This window comes from Snodgrassella sp. M0351 (assembly GCF_016100575.1).
In the GTDB taxonomy this organism is placed as follows: domain Bacteria; phylum Pseudomonadota; class Gammaproteobacteria; order Burkholderiales; family Neisseriaceae; genus Snodgrassella; species Snodgrassella alvi.
On sequence record NZ_JACFSG010000001.1, the window covers coordinates 413,795 to 430,465 of the forward strand.

Below are 16,671 nucleotides of genomic sequence, written 5' to 3' on the forward strand. Positions count from 1 at the left end.
TTATATACGTATGTATTGCTGCAAAAATATATGTATAAAATAAATTTTGTATAAATAATACAGAATTATTTCCAGTAGTTACATTTTGCGATAACAAACCCGATATCACTGCCGGATTTTTTATTATTACTGTATCCAAACATGAACCCAAAACTCGAACCGATTTTCAAACAACTCAATGCCCTTATTCTGGGCAAACAACAATTGCTGATACAAATTGTTACCTGTGTACTGGCACGCGGACATATTCTGCTTGAAGATGTACCAGGAGTTGGTAAAACCACACTGGCGCATGCACTGGCAGCGGTACTAGGATTAAATTATCAGCGCGTACAATTTACTAACGATATGTTACCGGCTGATTTGCTGGGAGTCAGTATATTCCAGCCAAATTCCAACGAGTTTATTTTTCATCCGGGACCGGTTTTCAATTCTTTTTTACTGGCTGATGAAATTAACCGTGCTTCTCCCAAACTGCAATCGGCTTTGCTTGAAGCTATGGAAGAGGGGCAGGTATCTGTGGATGGTAAAACCTATGCGCTGCCGAAACCATTTCTTGTAGTTGCTACCCAGAATCCGACAGAACAGCTGGGTACTTACCCTTTACCTGAATCGCAGCTGGACCGGTTTATGATGTGTCTGAGTATTGGCTATCCGGCAGAAAAAGAAGAAAAACAGCTCTACATCTCTGGCGGGCGTCGCCAGTTTGTGCCGCGCATTAAAGCAGTATGCAATGCGGAAATATTACAGCAATGGCAGGCAGAAGTATCCAAAATAAATTTATCTGCAGCTGCGGCGGATTATATTTATCGGCTAGTTGCAGCTACGCGTACTCCCGGTACATTCGCAGTCGGGCTGAGTCCGCGTGCCGGATTGGCGGTAGTTCAGGCTGCAAAAGCATATGCATGGGTACAGGGAAGGGCACATGTTATTCCGGAAGATGTGAAAGCTGTCTGGGTAGCAGTAGCGGCACACCGCCTGCAACCTTTACAAAGTCAGTCCCGAAGCAGTACTTTACTTACAGGAATGCTGGACCATGTGGCTGTGGTCTGAGACACCTGCACCTACACTTATTGACGGGCACACAGCTTTGCGTGCACGTAATATACGTGTCAACCTGACACGTATGGGCTGGGGTGTGGCTATTGCCAGTTTTCTGTTATGGGTTATGGCAGTTAATTATCAGGTAAACGTAGCCCATGCACTGGTGTTCTGGTTAGTGGGCATTTTATTATTTGGTGCACTTGCCGGTGTCCGCCAGCTTACCGGGATAGTATTGGCGATTAAACCCCAACAGGAATATTTTGCCGGTAAACAATGTGTTCTGACTTTGCGAGCCTGTGACAGCTGCAAACGTACACGCTGGTTATGGCTGCAAACAGCACAGGAAATAACCGGTACAGCCAGTGACTGGGAATTGTGGACAATTACACCAGAAAATACTGAATTTCTCTGGAAATTACCTCCGCAGCGCCGCGGTATTCTGCCACCGTTAATACTTGCCGGAGCCAGTATGGCGCCATTTGGGTTGCTGATGATTAAAACTCAATGGGAATTTACTGAAGAACTTGTGATTTTTCCAGAACCTTTAGAACATACTATTTCAGCACAGCGTAGCAGTGATGACGAACCCAGCACCCAAATCAGTCTGAGCGGTCAGGATCCGGCTTATCTGCTGCCTCATCAGAGTTCAGCTTCAATGCGGCAGATAGCATGGAAACATTATGCCAAAACAGGTGATTTATTGGATAAATATTTTGAACAGGGAGGTAAGCGGGTTGAGCCGCTACTGATTTCCTATCGGGATTATCCTCAGGAAACCAGCCTGGAAAAGATGGCGAGTATGATGTGCTATCGGGTACTGGCAGCAGATGCTATCGGGGAAAAATATATACTGGAGTTACCAAGACAGCGCTATGAGGCAACGACAGGTCAACGGACAAAATGTCTGAATGCTTTGGGTAGATGGTAATGTGGCTTGCTGATCCGGTTTTTTTACGTAAATCCCCATCCGTACGCACTCAGCTTATTCTGTTACTGATGCTGGCATGGGTATCGTTACCCTTATTATTTGAATTACCACTGAGTGTATGCGCTGCATTCGCTCTGTTGTGGATTGCGCGCGTTGCTTTGCTGTTTACCAGTATTAAAAAATTGCCGTTATGGGCATTAATAATATTGCTGGTGGCAACTTCTGTATGGGTATATTTTCGTGTGGGAACGATTATTGGCCGGGATGCCAGTGTTTCTTTGCTCATGTTAATGATAATACTCAAGGCATTTGAAGGTGAAACCTTACGCGACTGGCAAATATTATTGTTAGCTCAGCTAGTACTGATGGGCGGCGGTCTGCTGTTTAATCAAAGTATATTAATGGCTCCCTGGCTGATTGTAGCGTTGTTCTGCCTGATTTCATCTCTGGGATTACTGGCGGGCATCAAACCGATGACGGCAATACGGCAGGGTGCAGTAATTTTAATTCTGTCTTTTCCACTGGCCGTTATTTTATTTATAGCAATGCCGCGCAGAAATACGCCATTATGGGGAGTGCCGCAGCCGCAGCAATCATCTGTTACAGGATTGTCGGATACCCTTGAATCAGGGAGTGTCAGCAATCTGATTTTGAGTAATGAACTGGCTTTCAATGTTATCTTTGATAATGATGCTATTCCACACAATGCTGATATGTACTGGCGTGTAATGGTAATGGGTAATAACACGGATGGAAAATGGCATGCGGTAAAAGAACAGTATACGGATGAAGATACTTTACAGCTGCCAAGCAGAGCTTTGCTGGAACAGCGTAACGACAGCAAAATGGTAGGATATCAGCTGATTATTCAGGATGATCACGGACGATTACCGGCTCTGGATCAGCCTTTGCCTAATGAACAGTTTGGTTTCAGCCGACGAGTAGGTAACGTTGTCAGGGTCAATAATAGTCGCGAAGGTTTGCGCAGGGTACATTTATATTCTCAGATGACACCATACCTGCGTCAGCAAATGGATCAGGCTTTACTGAATTATTATACGCAGTTGCCGGATGGACTGAATCCTGAAACTCGCAGGCTGGCAAAACAGCTGGCGGACAAATCTGGTGGCAGCGAAGAGTTTATCAATCATATACTAGCTTATTTCAAAAGCAGTCATTTTCAATATACTCTAACCCCAAAACGAAACCATGAAACACAGAATAAAATAGATTATTTTTTATTCGAGGGACATGAAGGTTTTTGTGAAGATTATGCTGATGCTATGGTGTGGCTGGCTCGTTCAATCGGTGTACCGGCACGAATCGTAATTGGTTATCAGGGAGGAGAATATCACCCTGACAATAAGTTCTGGCAAATTCGCAGTAAGGATGCCCATGCATGGACTGAAATCTGGATTGCTGAAAAGGGTTTATGGAAACGGGTAGATCCGACCACGGCAGTTTCATCAGTGCGTATAGACAAAGGGGTGGAAAGTGCTTTACCGGCAGAACAGCGTGCCGGATTATCTTCAGCTTTTCCGTTATTACAGAAATATCTGGATAATGGTCAGTTTTACTGGCAGCAATGGGTGGTTAATTATGATAGGGGCAGTCAGAAGTCAATACTTAGCTGGCTGAATTTAAAAAATATACCTATATATGTATTGATAATAGTCATTATAATCGCAATTGTCATTACGTCACTTCCACTGATTTTCTGGTTACGCCGTCAGGGTAATGTGCAGACTCAGCCATTAACCGATGGTATTAATCTGCTTAAGCAGACTATTGTAGAAGGTGAAGAGTCAGAATTATCTGCAATCGGGCCGCTTGAGTTACAAAATATTCTGGCAGAGCATGATTTGCTTAATGAAGATTTGGCTGCTTTATTGACACAGTATATAGACTGGCAGTATGGAGCAGCAGGAATGCCAGATATGCACAGCCAGCGCAAATGGTTGCGTAAAATGAAGAAAGCTGTACGCAATCTGTAATTATGCCAATTATCCTGATACATCATATCGAAGTTGTCTGGATAAATTATTAAGCACAGAAACGAAAACTACCCAGCAATCAATGTTATCTAGAGCTGGGTAGTTTATTATTACATTTAATGACCATATTAATTTTTAGATCAGTCGTGTTTCCGTGTGGTCTGGAATGCCTGACTTTCCGAAATCACTACTGACAGATAACTTTTACTCGGTTCGAATAAAAGTTAAGAAATAACAATACTTTAAATTCTTTGGAATGAAAAGGAGTAATTAATGTTAATAATTAACTATTTGATTTTAAAAAATATAAAAATAGAATAGATTGTTGTTAAAAATATAATATTTTTTAATTTTGAAGTTGCTTTTAGATTGTTGATGCTGCCGGATATTTGTATCTTGCATCACTAAAATTTTATTTCATATTAATTAGCTATCTTTATGAATTAGAAAAATATTTTATGTTAAATGTATAAAAAATTTTGATGTCTATTTTCAAAATGTCAGAAGAAAAAAAGAAATAAAGAATATTAATTAGCCACAGCGCCAGACTTTTTTTCCTAAAATTATAAAGTTATCTAGATGATTAGAAGAAATTTTAATAGTTTCATAATCACTATTTGAGCTTATGAGATTTATACCTTCAACAGTTTGACGGATTTGTCTTATAAAAAAATGTTTATTGTAAATAATAGCATATGTTTCATCATCAACAGGCTCAACATCATTAGTGTTTATTATAACAATGTCGTTATTTTCCAAGTTAGGAGCCATGCTATTACCTTTTACACGTATGGCACGCAAATCATCAGAGATTAAATTTTTAGATGTGAACCAATTATTATTTATGAGTAGTGGTTCTTCAAATTCTGATAAAACCCAATTGATATTTTCATGATTTTTTGATAAATCAATATTGTATATCATAATTTTTTTATATTCGTCACTGGGACCGGGGTTTTCAGTTGGTTTTGGATTTTCATCTGTTTGTATAAAATTTTCCCCTGTATATAGCCATGTAACCGTTACTCCTAAAATTTTTGCTACTTCCTCTAACCGTTTTCTTTTTGGAGCTGTGGCTTTAGTCTCATCTTTATTTTCCCATAGTTGGATAGCTGTAATTGATATATTTAACTTCTCTGCTAATTCAGCTTGGGTTAAACCCTTATTAGTTCTAGCTTGTTTAATACGGCTATGAATAGTGTGCATAAATTTTGACTTATTTTTTATTTCAAATAATAAGAGATTCAAGAATACAATTAAATTATTAATTTAAATAATTATTTTTTGATTAATGTGTAAAAAAGCGCCCGCTGTATCAATCAGCGGGCCTGTTAAGGTTTAGATGTTATTTTTGATCATATCAATAACTTCTTTGCCTTTACCTTCGAGGATGGCTTTAGAACCATACCAGACCATGTTTTTCACATTTTCATAGCTGATTGCTGGTGGCATTATCAGTTCTTTGTCACTGATTACGACATCCAGTAATGCCGGACCTTCGTGTGCAAGGAATGTTTTTACAGCGGTCTCCAGCTCAGAAGATTTGCTTACGCTTTGAGCACTGAAACCACAGCCTTCTGCAATGGTTTTGAAGTCACCGTTTTTCAGGTCAACATAGACTTCTACCAAACCTTCGCCTTTTTGTTCCTGCTCCACGAAGTTCAGGGAACTGTTGTTGAAAACAACTATTTTAATCGGCAGATTTTCCTGTTTGGCAGTAAGCAGATCACCCATCAGCATGGCTAAACCGCCATCTCCGGATAAAGAAATGACTTGTTTGCCCGGAAAGGCTTTCTGGAAACCATAAGCCTGAGGCATACCGTTTGACATGGTGCCGTGTTTAAGGCTGGTCAGGAAGCGCCGTTTGCCGTTCATGGTTAAATAGCGGGCTCCCCATAGCATTGGTGTTCCTACATCTGCGGTAATCAATGCATCATCACTGGCATGCTTATCTATCAATTCGATTAGTTGCTGCGGGTGAATTGGGTGTTTGTCATCCGGAGTGGCATACGTTTCAAATTTATCCATAATTTTGGCAAATAAAGCGGTATGGTGTTCCAGAAAACTGCTGTCGTTACGAGTTTGTATTTTCGGCAAAATTGTTTGCAGAGTGGTTTTAACATCACCAACCAGCCCCAGATTAATCGGATGACGCAAGCCTAACTGAGTAGCTTCATGGTCAATCTGGATGATATTGGCCTTTTCCGGATAATATTCAGACCATGCAAAGCTGCAACCGAGTAATAACAAGGTATTGCAGTTTTTGATGGCATCATAACCAGCCTTAGTACCAAACATCCCGGTCATACCCACCTGATAAGGGTTATCCCAGGCAATGCTGTCTTTAGCACGGGAAGTGTGTACAACTGGTGCCTTTAGTTTTTCTGCCAGTGCAATTACTTCATCATGTGCATCTTTAGCGCCAAAACCAGCGTAAATGGTAATTTTATTTCCCTGATTAATCGCTTTAACCAGTTCTTCTATTTCGTTATCATTCGGACGGGTAACTGGCTGCGGGCACCATATTTTTACTGGTTTTTCAGCTACTTCCATTTTACTGATGTCGCTGGGCAGGATTACAACGGCTACACCGCGTTTATTAATGGCGGCCTGTGCGGCCTGAGTGAATATACGCTGAGCTTCTTCCGGCTGGTTTACCATCTGGCAGAAAACGCTTGTATCCTGATAAACCTTGAGGAAATCCACTTCCTGCGGGAATCCGGTGCCCATAGAAGTGGCGGCAAGCTGACTGGCAATAACGATTACTGGTGCATTATTGCGGTTGGATTCGTATAAGCCGTTGATCAGATGCAAGCTGCCGGGACCACAAGAACCAGCACATGCAGTAAGTTTGTTGGTAATCAGAGCTTCAGCGCCGGCAGCAAAGGCAGCTGCTTCTTCATGACGTGTATGCACCCAGTTAATGCTACTTTTTTCTATCGCTTTGCCAACAAAGTTCAGGGTATCACCGATAATGCCGTAACAGTTGCTGACACCGGCTTCGGTAAGAACATCAACCAATATTTCTGATACAGTTTTCGTTTTAGACATGCTGTATTTCCTCTTAAAATTGATTATTTATTTCAAAAATAATAAAGTAAATATTTTCTTACTATTTATTTATATAACCATATGTTATAAATAAATAAAATTTTTATATTAATTCTTTATCAATATTGTTTGTATTGTAATATTGTGTAATCAACAAAACAAGATTATTGTTGAAAATCATTTAAAATCGATATTTTTGAATAAATTTTTATAAAAATGGCAGCCTTTATGTTTTGCCGGTTGCCAAAAAACTGCTTATTAATCAAAATTAAAGCCAGCTTTGAGCTGGCTTAAACATGTTATAGCATTATAGCTACCTGGAGTGAGAGGAAGACTGCAACTCAAATAATAAATTTAAGATCATTGAGGGGACTACAATCTATTTAACAACTCTAAGCTGATTTCTTGAGTTTTTTGTTAACTTGAATGTTAGATCTGAAATGTCATTTTCATGTATATTTAATTGGTTTGCAATATCTTTTATTGAGATGTTGTCTTCTTCTAATAGGAGAAGTAATTTTTCCCAAACCTTTGATGTTTCTTTCTTCATTGGTCTTGGTTCATTTGTTCGGTATTTCAGTTTAGCGAACTGTGGCCATAATACTCTGTTATATACCCATTCTGTAATCATATTTAAACTATACATCCGAGACGCTAATGCCGTAATAGATACACCAAATATTGCCTTTAGTTTTAAAAGTTGCTCAATACTAATTTGAGTAATTTGATATTGGCGTAAAGCCTGTTCTGGCATCAAAAATGCCGCCGCAAAAGTATTAGCGTCTTTTTCTATTTGCCTGGTATCTTCGCCATCATTGTTATTAGCATTAAAGGAACCATCATGTTTCATACTTGAAGTATCGCGAATTAAATGTCCTAATTCATGAGCCGCATCAAATCTGCTTCGTTCAGCCGATTTTTGATTATTGAGAAATATAAAAGGAGTGCTATTATTCCATACACAAAAAGCATCTATCTCTTTCGCCTTTACAGATATAGAAAAAATTCTTATACCTTTTGATTCCAGTAGTGCAATAAGATTAGGAATAGGTTTATTACCTAAGCCCCATTCTGACCTTAATGTCTGTGCGGCTGTTTCAGGGGGAAGAGAGGATAAATCAGGAAGATTTGCTGTTTTTAGTTCAAACTCTTTATTAATCCAATCATCCAAAATAAAAGCAGTTACACCATAGCTTAAAGCCATTTTTTTATATTTTGCAGGCATTCTGGCATAAGATCTAAAACTGACAGCATGCTCACTAATAACAGGTAAATCATCCCTTTTAAAAAAATCAGGAGAGAATCTTAAGATTCTCCCCAATGTTTTTAGATCAGGCTCACTTCTTCCTTTAAGATAATTAGTTATTGTTCTAGGTGTTACCTCCATCATTTTCGCCAGATCTGCCTTTGATAATCCGCGTAGATCTAAAGCAAATTTAAGTTGATCTGGATTGAACATTATGATTACCTCTTACTTTAACAATTTATCCAGCGTTTTTCCTTCGCTTTACAGTGATTTCTTCTGTATCCGTTGTGGTGGCTGAATTTTTTCGATTTACATCAATATTACTATTTATTGCATTTTCTAGGATATATGACGGGAATAAAATACGTTGACTCCAAGATTGAATGTGCCTCTTCTCAAATTCATTAGGGGTAGACAACTCCATAGATAAATGATCAATTTTATAGTGGATTAGTAAAACGTGTAAAACGGTATTACCTTGAAAATATATCTGTGGGTCTGAAATAGCTTTACATAGTTCGCGGCCTTTGTTATTTTTATTAGTGGGATTGCCTTCAGTTAAACCCACATCTTCCGTACCAGTAAGAACGTATATTGCATGGTTTTTACAAGGGGAGATACTATATGCAGCGCCCCCGCTGCCATTTTGTAAAGTCCAACCTAGTAAGCTTAATTTTTCACGTAGCTGCCCTTCAAAGTACAATTGTAACGAAGTACCGAAAGCTTTAGGTGAATAGAATATACTACGACTTTCTTCTGATAGCAAAAGCGATGCACTTGCTACATCATAAAATAACTCTAAAGATAGATTACGGTCAATTTCATGAAGCGCACGCTCGACATCGTCCAATTCATTTATAGAAATATTACTATAAGATGATGGAGGAGCTTGTAATTCGTACATTGAATTTCCTTTTTTTATACATCAAATTGATGTATTGTAATTGGAAAATGAAATATTGCAATAGTAAATATTAGATTTAAAAAAAATAACTACATACGTTCTATATCACTCATCCACGCATATGCATCAGCTATCCGTTTAACTTCCATATCTGCCTGGTATTTTTTTCTGCTGCATTTGTCTGGTCGTATAATTGCGCCGTATCTCTAATTGCTCCTTATCAGACAAAGCAGGGGACACTGAAAGAGAAGTAGACATTAAAAAAACTGCAATAAATGCAGTTATAGAATTTTTAATCATGTACAACTCCCTCGTTGTTGCTATTACATGGGTTAATTTATTGAGTAGGAATATCTTTAAATTTGAAGTATTTCATTTTTGGCTTGCCTGTTTTTTTATTGATAATGGCTTCTCCTTTTTTGTTTCTTGCTCCGTCTAATCTGGCAATGTATAAACATCTAAGTGTTTTATATGATTTGGCTAATTCAATAAACTCTAAACACCGTTCTTCAGATGAAAACTCTGGAGATATCTGATACGCCCCAGTATCTTTCTTAAACGCCAGCATTGCTGTTTCATCTGATATTTCATATTTGCAATCTCTACGCTTTCTGGTTCTTTCTTTTTGTAATGATTTTCCATATACAGTAAACATATATCACCTCTATAGCTAATAAAAAAGCCAGATCAAGTTTGGCATGTCTACTAATCCACACAAGCACACTTGTTTAAATGTGCTTGGATTGATTAGCTTGGTTGCAAAAATAAAGCCGTATAAAGTTTTAAAATTTAAACTTATATTTCCCAGTAAAGGATTTGCTTAGGAAGAATTTTTCCGTTGTACTTTAGTGTCAATGTTGATAGTTTCTTTTTAGTTCCGTCATTACATTCTATTTCTGATTCTGGGGTACGCTCTTCTAAGCATAAACAATCATTATCTTTAAGATATTTTTCTAGGTTGTCGAAATAACCGATAAAAATTTCACCGTTATTAAGCTTAAAAACTTGAATATCTGTATTAGCTTTATCCATTTTAATTCTCCAAGAAAAAAGCCAGCAGTTAGCTGGCTTGGGTTAGTTAATCAGGCTTAGTTAATCAGGTTTAGTTAATCAAATTGGCATAATCTGTTCTAGTACTTAACGGATTAGCTTGTGTATCTTCAACCGTTGTGGAGATCACCACAGTTGAATTCTGGCAAGTTTTCTATCCTAGCGTTGGGAAAAATATCAAAAGTCCCAACCCTCAGAATAAATTGTGTTCATAATAAGCCTCTTTAGTTTCAGTGGAGATTACAATAACTTTAATTCAGTTGTGGTGCTATCCACCATAACTTGAATTCGTGAATTGCATTCAGTCGTTGTGATATCCACAACAACTGGATTTTAGAAATTTCACCCAACCGTTGTGATCTCCGTAACGGTTGAATTTTAGAATGCCAATTGCATTTTTCCATTCCGCAAAAAAAATAACAGTATTTGATTTTTTAGCATTTATTTCTAGGTAAAAATACATGTTTGCGGAACGAGGAATAAGCTAAAACCCCCGTAAAATGGGGGCTTTTTGCTGATTAATAATCAGATTGCGCGGTCATCAAACAATGGAATGCGAGTAATCCGGCTAATGCTGTGCATATAATCCAGCACCGGCGCAGTCCATTCGATTCCTTTGACCATAGTCATATTGCGCAGTAAGGGAAATAAAAGAATATCTTCCATTCCGAAAGTACCATTACTACCATGATCATTCACAATTAACGGCGATAGTGCAATCAGATCGGCATTGAACCGGTTAATATAGGTCTGACTGTTTTGTAAATGGTGCTGAAAATCACCAAAAATAGCAGTTTTTTTGTTGATGAAATAGTTGATGGCATTCTGAGTAGCAAACTCAGGCAGGTTAATACTGATGCAGCGCGGTAAAGTCAGGAAATTACGGTAAGTATCAACAATTTTTATCCAGCCTTCAATTTCAGGACGTACAGAATTGTTTATAAGAGCAGTACCAGAAAGCTGGTCAATGTAGTGAACGATATCCAGACTTTCACCCATGGCAGTACCATCATCTTTTACCAGAATCGGTACCATTTTTTTTCCGATTAATTTATTCGGGGTGTCTTCGTCATCATTCAGCAGATAGATATTTTCTACCGGTACTATTTTTTTACCGAATATCATTCTGGCTCGTACACAGTAGGGACAATGGTCATAAATATAAAGTTGCATTCAGATTTCCTTTTCGGATTTAGTGTGTTGATTAAATGTACAATATACAAAAAATATCATGTTTTAATATTTATACTGATAGTTTCGTATTGTTAAATAAGCGATAAATACTGTCAGGTAACAATAATACTGATTAAAATAATCTGTTATTGTAGATTGTGTATTACAAATATTAATTAATATTATACATATATTAATTAAACTTAGTTTACGGTTTTTTCATGAGTTGCGATGTCTTTAATCAAAATCTGGATTTTTTTCAAAACTTACAATTACATTTGGCTGATGCTTTGGCAAAAGAAGATGGTACTGCGGGGTTTGTAACAGATGAATGGTCTGGCAAATTGGGAAACGGGCGCAGTATGGTGCTCAAACAAGGTGCTGTGTTTGAACAGGCTGGCGCTAATTTTTCTCATGTTAAAGGTACCACTATGCCGGCTTCAGCTGTGCGTAAACGCCAGTATCTGGCAGGAGCTCCTTATGAAGCAATGGGGGTATCACTGGTGGTACATCCGTGTAATCCATATGTACCTACCAGTCATGCGAATGTACGCTTATTCATTGCATATCCGGAACGCAGTAACCCGGTCTGGTGGTTTGGTGGCGGTTTTGATTTGACCCCCTTTTATCCATTTATTGAAGATGTGGTGCATTGGCATAAGGTTGCTTATGATGCGTGTCTGCCTTTTGGTGAAAAGGTATATTCTGAATTTAAAGAGTGGTGTGATCGTTATTTCTATCTGCCTCACCGGCAGGAACAGCGAGGTGTAGGCGGTTTATTTTTTGATGATTTAAACCGCTGGGATTTTGCTCGTTGTTTTGCTTTTGTACGTGCAATAAGTGCTGCTTATTTACAAGCTTATCTGCCTATTGTGGCGCGGCGCAAAAATATGGATTTTGGCGAGCGTGAACGTCAGTTTCAGCTATACAGGCGTGGACGTTATATTGAATTTAATTTATTGTGGGACAGAGGCACTCAGTTTGGTTTACATGCCGGCGGGCGAACAGAATCTATTTTGATGTCTATGCCGCCTTTAGCCCGCTTTGAATATCAGTATGAACCGGTACCTGGTTCTGCTGAAGCAGGTCTGGCCGAATATTTACGGGCGCGTGACTGGCTGGCAGAAGCAGAAAACTGTCTGGTTTGAGTAGTAAAATTATTATATATACTGTTTAACTTTGTTTTTTGTTCAATCCTTGCTGGCAGGATAGTGCTGTAAGCAGACACAGGCAAATTGGCATTATCATGTCGGGCGTAATATTGGTTATTTCCAATACAAATAATATGGCGGTAAGAGGCATTTTTTGCTGTACTGCTAGAAAAACGGTAGCTCCGGTCACAACTGCGGCGACTATGGGAACAGGTGGCAGCATGCTGTTCCATGCAGTGGCTGCCAGTAATGCAATCAGACCGCCAAGCATCATCGAAGGAGTAATAAATCCCCCGTATGCTCCGGCACGGGTGGCCAGTAGAAGCGCCAGCCATTTACCGATTAATAGTGCCAGAGCATAATGCCAGCTTATCTGGTCATTAAATAACAGTTCATTACCGGCTTTTCCGTTACCAAGTATCTCTGGTAGTTGCATGGACAAAACCCCGATGAGTATAAAGGCACCGATACTGATAAAGATCAGCTTGGGGCTGGTACGCACAGCCGGTTTGCAACAGGCGAGCTGGTATTGTAACAGCCATGAGAATGCAACAATCAGTGGCCCCAGTAACAACGACCAGATTAACAGCGGGCTGTTCAGGGTAATTGCCGGTAGCTGATAGGCTGGCTGGCTGCCCAGTCCGATCCGGCCTACCCATGCTGCGGTTGTACAGCAGATTAAAGCCGCAATAACGGTATTGCGCTGGAAACTGAATAATAACGTTTCCAGGGCAAACAGAGCACCGGCCAGAGGTACATCAAAAACCGCGGACAGACCGGCGGCTGCACTACAGGCAAGCAGGACTTTTCTCTCTTCTGTACTGATGTTAAATCGCCGGCCGATAAAATCTGCAATGGCTGAACTGATTTCACGTGGTGCTGTCTCACGTCCGAGAGGTGAACCCATGCCTACTGTGAATATCTGTAACATACCATGAAAGAAGGTAGAAACTAACGGTATAGGTGTGGCACTGTTGCCAATTGCTTCCCTGATATCAACCAGTTTGGGAGCAAAACGGTGCAGCAGATACCAGCCGGCGCCCGCTATTACGCCACATGCACTTAATGCAAGTAAACGATGTATGGCTGTGGTTTGTTCGACAATATTACGAAATGTGATGCCGTCTGTACGGACTATTCCGTACACTAACTGCTGAATGAAATGCAATAATCCGATAAGTGACATGCCTGCCACGCCGGCAATGGCACCACAAAATAGTAATAAGGCAATCAGTTTCGGATTTAATCTGAACATGGCATGATAAATTTGCGATAAATCAAAGGTACTTTTGCATTTTAAATAACGATATTGTAAACGACAGCACAGACTTTGCCGAATTTTGGCACGCGTCTGTGTTAAAATCAGAATATTTTGTCAGGAATTTAAAGGAAGTATTGCAGTGATCAGTACCAATAATATTACGATGCAGTTTGGCGTGAAGCCATTGTTTGAGAATGTATCGGTTAAGTTCGGTGGAGGCCATCGTTATGGGTTGATTGGTGCTAATGGCTCGGGTAAATCAACTTTTATGAAGATTCTCGGCGGTGATCTCGAACCTACTAGTGGTGAGGTGGCCATTGATCAGGGCCTGCGTCTGGGTAAGCTGAGACAGGATCAGTTTGCGTATGAGGATATGCGCGTACTGGACGTGGTACTGATGGGGCACACAGAAATGTGGGCAGCCATGACAGAACGCGACACCATTTATGCTAATCCGGATGCCACTGAAGATGATTATATGCGTGCAGCCGATCTGGAAACAAAATTTGCCGAGTATGACGGCTATACAGCTGAGGCACGGGCGGGAGAATTACTTGCCGGTGTCGGTATCGATGAACATCTGCATAATGCCAGCATGAGTGAAGTTGCACCGGGTTTTAAACTGCGCGTATTACTGGCACAGGCACTGTTTTCCAAACCGGATGTGCTGTTACTGGATGAACCGACCAATAATCTGGATATTAATACTATTCGCTGGCTGGAAGGTGTGCTGAACAGCTATGAATCCACCATGATTATTATTTCGCACGACCGCCATTTTCTGAATGAAGTATGTACTTATATGGCCGATGTAGACTATGGTGGCATTACTTTGTATCCGGGCAACTACGATGATTATATGCTTGCCTCTGCACAAGCACGTGAACGTACTTTAAAGGATAATGCTAAAGCTAAGGAAAAACTTCAGGAATTACAGGAGTTTGTGGCACGTTTTTCTGCCAATAAATCCAAGGCAAGACAGGCAACCAGCCGGGCGAAACTGGCTGATAAAATTAAGGCAGATATGGTGGAAGTGAAACCTTCCAGCCGTCAAAGCCCGTTTATCCGCTTTAATTTTGATGATAAGAAAAAGTTGCATCGGCAGGCGCTTGAAGTTGAGGATTTATCAAAACGTTTTGACCGGCAATTGTTTAAAAAGCTGAGTTTGATGCTTGATGCCGGTGAACGTCTGGCAATTATCGGTCCTAACGGTGCCGGTAAATCTACACTGCTGAAATTACTGGCTGGTGCATATAATGAAGCATACACTGATGGCATTAAAGCAGATAGCGGTACTATAAAATGGGCAGAGAAAGCACAGGTTGGCTATTACCCGCAAGATCATGAAAATGATTTCGATGTATCTATGACTCTGACTGAATGGATGCGTCAGTGGTGCAAGGAAGGCGATGATGAGCAGGTGATTCGCGGTACTTTAGGCCGTCTGCTTTTTGGCAGTAATGAAGTCGGCAAGCAGGTACAAGTACTTTCCGGTGGTGAAAAAGGCCGTATGCTATATGGTAAACTGATTTTGCAGGAACCTAATGTGCTGGTAATGGATGAACCTACAAATCACATGGATATGGAAAGTATTGAGGCGCTGAATATGGCGCTGGAAAAATTCCCGGGTACTCTTGTGTTTGTATCTCATGACCGCCAGTTTGTTTCCAGTCTGGCTACACAGATTATTGAGCTGGATGGTGAAGGTGGTTATGAATATTATCTGGGTGATTATGAAGGTTATCTGGCTAAAAAAGGTGTAGTTTAATATTTGTAAGCTGCCTGTGTTTACAGGCAGTTTTTTATATGGGAAAAAATGAATACCGGCAAAAGTAACGCAGTTGAGCTGATTGAATGTAATGAAAAGGAACATGCGGCAGCCATTCTGGCGCTGTTTAACGATACTATCGCCACCTCAACTGCACTGTATGATTATGAGCCCCGTTCACTATCATTTATGCATGGCTGGTTTGCAGCTAAGCGTGAGCGCAATTTTCCGGTTATTGGTGCAGTAAATAGTCAGGGTGAACTATTGGCTTTTGCTTCATGGGGTGCATTCCGTGATTATCCTGCCAATAAATATACGGTGGAACACAGTGTATATGTACGTAATGACTGTCGCCGGCAGGGACTGGCACGCAAACTGATGCAGGAACTGATTGTACGTGCACGTCAGGCTGATTTACATGTATTAATGGGTGTGATTGATGCAGCTAATGACAGCAGTATTGCTCTGCATGAACAGCTTGGCTTCAAACATGTTGGTACATTGCCTCAGATTGGTTTTAAATTTGGTCACTGGCTGGATGCGGCACTTTATCAGTTAATTCTGGATACTCCAGCTCAGCCTGTCGATGGTTAATAGTAACTCGGCTTTTTACAAAGCTCGCCATCAATACAAAATCATATCTTAGCCGGTTTTAAGCCACCAGTGCACAGTTACCAAACCCAGAATAGTCAGCAGTAAAGAACCGCCTGTATGCAGCAGTATATGTGTTACTGCCAGAGTATAACGTTGTGACAAAAGCATTTGCACGGCTTCGAGTGAGAAGGTGGAAAACGTAGTCAGCCCGCCGAGAAAACCAGTAATAACAAATAGACGCCATTCCGGAGCGATCTGGGTAAAGTGTATACACAATGCACTGAACAGACCAATCAGATAAGCACCGATCCAGTTTGCCAGCAGTGTGCCATAGGGCAAACCGGAATGAAGCGTATTCAGCGAGATTCCCAGAAGCCAGCGCATGATGGCACCCAGAGCTGCGCCGGCAGCAATGGCAAATAAAGATAAATACATAATCAATCCAATCATACAACGAATATACAATTAATAATTTTAAACTAAAGCCGGACATGCCATATTGCCTTC

16 protein-coding genes are annotated in these 16,671 nt (G+C 40.2%); 6 read left to right on the plus strand and 10 right to left on the minus strand.

Features of this window, described 5'->3' with window-relative positions; translation table 11 throughout:
- Positions 1–141 precede the first annotated feature (141 nt).
- The 3 genes from H3V01_RS01760 to H3V01_RS01770 are packed head-to-tail and all read left to right on the plus strand — an operon-like array spanning position 142 to position 3,966.
- The gene (locus tag H3V01_RS01760) at positions 142–1,053 is read left to right on the plus strand and encodes an AAA family ATPase (RefSeq protein ID WP_084586638.1); all 912 of its coding nucleotides are present in this window, start codon (positions 142–144) and stop codon (positions 1,051–1,053) included.
- Entirely contained in the window at positions 1,037–1,972 is a 936-nt protein-coding gene (locus H3V01_RS01765) for a DUF58 domain-containing protein (RefSeq protein ID WP_198185817.1), read from the plus strand. The genes H3V01_RS01760 and H3V01_RS01765 overlap by 17 nt, the downstream gene beginning before the upstream one ends.
- On the plus strand, positions 1,966–3,966 hold the full coding sequence (locus H3V01_RS01770; RefSeq protein ID WP_198185818.1) for a transglutaminase family protein: 2,001 nt from the start codon (positions 1,966–1,968) through the stop codon (positions 3,964–3,966). Before H3V01_RS01765 ends, H3V01_RS01770 begins: the two co-directional genes overlap by 7 nt.
- A 531-nt stretch (positions 3,967–4,497) precedes the next feature.
- Here H3V01_RS01770 and H3V01_RS01775 read toward each other — a convergent pair.
- From H3V01_RS01775 to grxB, 8 genes are all read right to left on the minus strand, one after another.
- Positions 4,498–5,172, minus strand: coding sequence for an XRE family transcriptional regulator (locus tag H3V01_RS01775; RefSeq protein WP_198185819.1), 675 nt, complete (start codon positions 5,170–5,172; stop codon positions 4,498–4,500).
- Positions 5,173–5,304: 132 nt separating this feature from the next.
- Entirely contained in the window at positions 5,305–7,017 is a 1,713-nt protein-coding gene (locus tag H3V01_RS01780) for a thiamine pyrophosphate-dependent enzyme (protein ID WP_198185820.1), read from the minus strand.
- Between the two features lie 379 nt (positions 7,018–7,396).
- Complete coding sequence (locus H3V01_RS01785; protein ID WP_232332575.1) at positions 7,397–8,476, minus strand: XRE family transcriptional regulator; 1,080 nt, start codon at positions 8,474–8,476, stop codon at positions 7,397–7,399.
- Between the two features lie 25 nt (positions 8,477–8,501).
- On the minus strand, positions 8,502–9,167 hold the full coding sequence (locus tag H3V01_RS01790; RefSeq protein ID WP_198185821.1) for a hypothetical protein: 666 nt from the start codon (positions 9,165–9,167) through the stop codon (positions 8,502–8,504).
- A gap of 138 nt (positions 9,168–9,305) precedes the next feature.
- Complete coding sequence (locus tag H3V01_RS01795) at positions 9,306–9,467, minus strand: hypothetical protein (RefSeq protein ID WP_198185822.1); 162 nt, start codon at positions 9,465–9,467, stop codon at positions 9,306–9,308.
- 37 nt (positions 9,468–9,504) lie between these two features.
- Positions 9,505–9,822, minus strand: a complete 318-nt coding sequence (locus H3V01_RS01800) for a hypothetical protein (protein WP_198185823.1) — start codon at positions 9,820–9,822, stop codon at positions 9,505–9,507.
- 140 nt (positions 9,823–9,962) lie between these two features.
- Complete coding sequence (locus H3V01_RS01805; RefSeq protein ID WP_198185824.1) at positions 9,963–10,199, minus strand: hypothetical protein; 237 nt, start codon at positions 10,197–10,199, stop codon at positions 9,963–9,965.
- A 543-nt stretch (positions 10,200–10,742) separates the two neighbouring features.
- On the minus strand, positions 10,743–11,390 hold the full coding sequence (gene grxB, locus H3V01_RS01810) for a glutaredoxin 2 (RefSeq protein WP_198185825.1): 648 nt from the start codon (positions 11,388–11,390) through the stop codon (positions 10,743–10,745).
- 221 nt (positions 11,391–11,611) lie between these two features.
- On the opposite strand from grxB, the gene hemF reads away from it, so the two are divergent.
- Positions 11,612–12,538 carry an oxygen-dependent coproporphyrinogen oxidase gene (gene hemF, locus H3V01_RS01815; RefSeq protein ID WP_198185826.1) on the plus strand — a complete coding sequence of 309 codons (927 nt, stop codon included), beginning with the start codon at positions 11,612–11,614 and terminating at the stop codon, positions 12,536–12,538.
- A gap of 25 nt (positions 12,539–12,563) precedes the next feature.
- On the opposite strand, the gene H3V01_RS01820 is transcribed toward hemF, so the two are convergent.
- The gene (locus tag H3V01_RS01820) at positions 12,564–13,796 is read right to left on the minus strand and encodes a chloride channel protein (protein ID WP_198185827.1); all 1,233 of its coding nucleotides are present in this window, start codon (positions 13,794–13,796) and stop codon (positions 12,564–12,566) included.
- 145 nt (positions 13,797–13,941) lie between these two features.
- On the opposite strand from H3V01_RS01820, the gene H3V01_RS01825 reads away from it, so the two are divergent.
- Both H3V01_RS01825 and H3V01_RS01830 read left to right on the plus strand, forming a co-directional pair.
- Entirely contained in the window at positions 13,942–15,570 is a 1,629-nt protein-coding gene (locus H3V01_RS01825; RefSeq protein WP_198185828.1) for an ABC-F family ATPase, read from the plus strand.
- Between the two features lie 48 nt (positions 15,571–15,618).
- Positions 15,619–16,164 carry a GNAT family N-acetyltransferase gene (locus tag H3V01_RS01830; RefSeq protein ID WP_100116310.1) on the plus strand — a complete coding sequence of 182 codons (546 nt, stop codon included), beginning with the start codon at positions 15,619–15,621 and terminating at the stop codon, positions 16,162–16,164.
- A 48-nt stretch (positions 16,165–16,212) separates the two neighbouring features.
- Here the strand turns inward: H3V01_RS01830 and crcB are convergent, their stop codons facing one another.
- The gene (gene crcB / locus H3V01_RS01835) at positions 16,213–16,599 is read right to left on the minus strand and encodes a fluoride efflux transporter CrcB (RefSeq protein WP_078474455.1); all 387 of its coding nucleotides are present in this window, start codon (positions 16,597–16,599) and stop codon (positions 16,213–16,215) included.
- Positions 16,600–16,671: the final 72 nt, after the last annotated feature.

Coding starts and splice junctions, on each gene's coding strand:
- H3V01_RS01760 (WP_084586638.1), top strand. CDS start 142: ATGAACCCAAAACTCGAACCGATTTTCAAACAACTCAATGCCCTTATT.
- H3V01_RS01765 (WP_198185817.1), top strand. CDS start 1,037: ATGTGGCTGTGGTCTGAGACACCTGCACCTACACTTATTGACGGGCAC.
- H3V01_RS01770 (WP_198185818.1), top strand. CDS start 1,966: ATGGTAATGTGGCTTGCTGATCCGGTTTTTTTACGTAAATCCCCATCC.
- H3V01_RS01775 (WP_198185819.1), bottom strand. CDS start 5,172: ATGCACACTATTCATAGCCGTATTAAACAAGCTAGAACTAATAAGGGT.
- H3V01_RS01780 (WP_198185820.1), bottom strand. CDS start 7,017: ATGTCTAAAACGAAAACTGTATCAGAAATATTGGTTGATGTTCTTACC.
- H3V01_RS01785 (WP_232332575.1), bottom strand. CDS start 8,476: ATGTTCAATCCAGATCAACTTAAATTTGCTTTAGATCTACGCGGATTA.
- H3V01_RS01790 (WP_198185821.1), bottom strand. CDS start 9,167: ATGTACGAATTACAAGCTCCTCCATCATCTTATAGTAATATTTCTATA.
- H3V01_RS01795 (WP_198185822.1), bottom strand. CDS start 9,467: ATGATTAAAAATTCTATAACTGCATTTATTGCAGTTTTTTTAATGTCT.
- H3V01_RS01800 (WP_198185823.1), bottom strand. CDS start 9,822: ATGTTTACTGTATATGGAAAATCATTACAAAAAGAAAGAACCAGAAAG.
- H3V01_RS01805 (WP_198185824.1), bottom strand. CDS start 10,199: ATGGATAAAGCTAATACAGATATTCAAGTTTTTAAGCTTAATAACGGT.
- grxB (WP_198185825.1), bottom strand. CDS start 11,390: ATGCAACTTTATATTTATGACCATTGTCCCTACTGTGTACGAGCCAGA.
- hemF (WP_198185826.1), top strand. CDS start 11,612: ATGAGTTGCGATGTCTTTAATCAAAATCTGGATTTTTTTCAAAACTTA.
- H3V01_RS01820 (WP_198185827.1), bottom strand. CDS start 13,796: ATGTTCAGATTAAATCCGAAACTGATTGCCTTATTACTATTTTGTGGT.
- H3V01_RS01830 (WP_100116310.1), top strand. CDS start 15,619: ATGAATACCGGCAAAAGTAACGCAGTTGAGCTGATTGAATGTAATGAA.
- crcB (WP_078474455.1), bottom strand. CDS start 16,599: ATGTATTTATCTTTATTTGCCATTGCTGCCGGCGCAGCTCTGGGTGCC.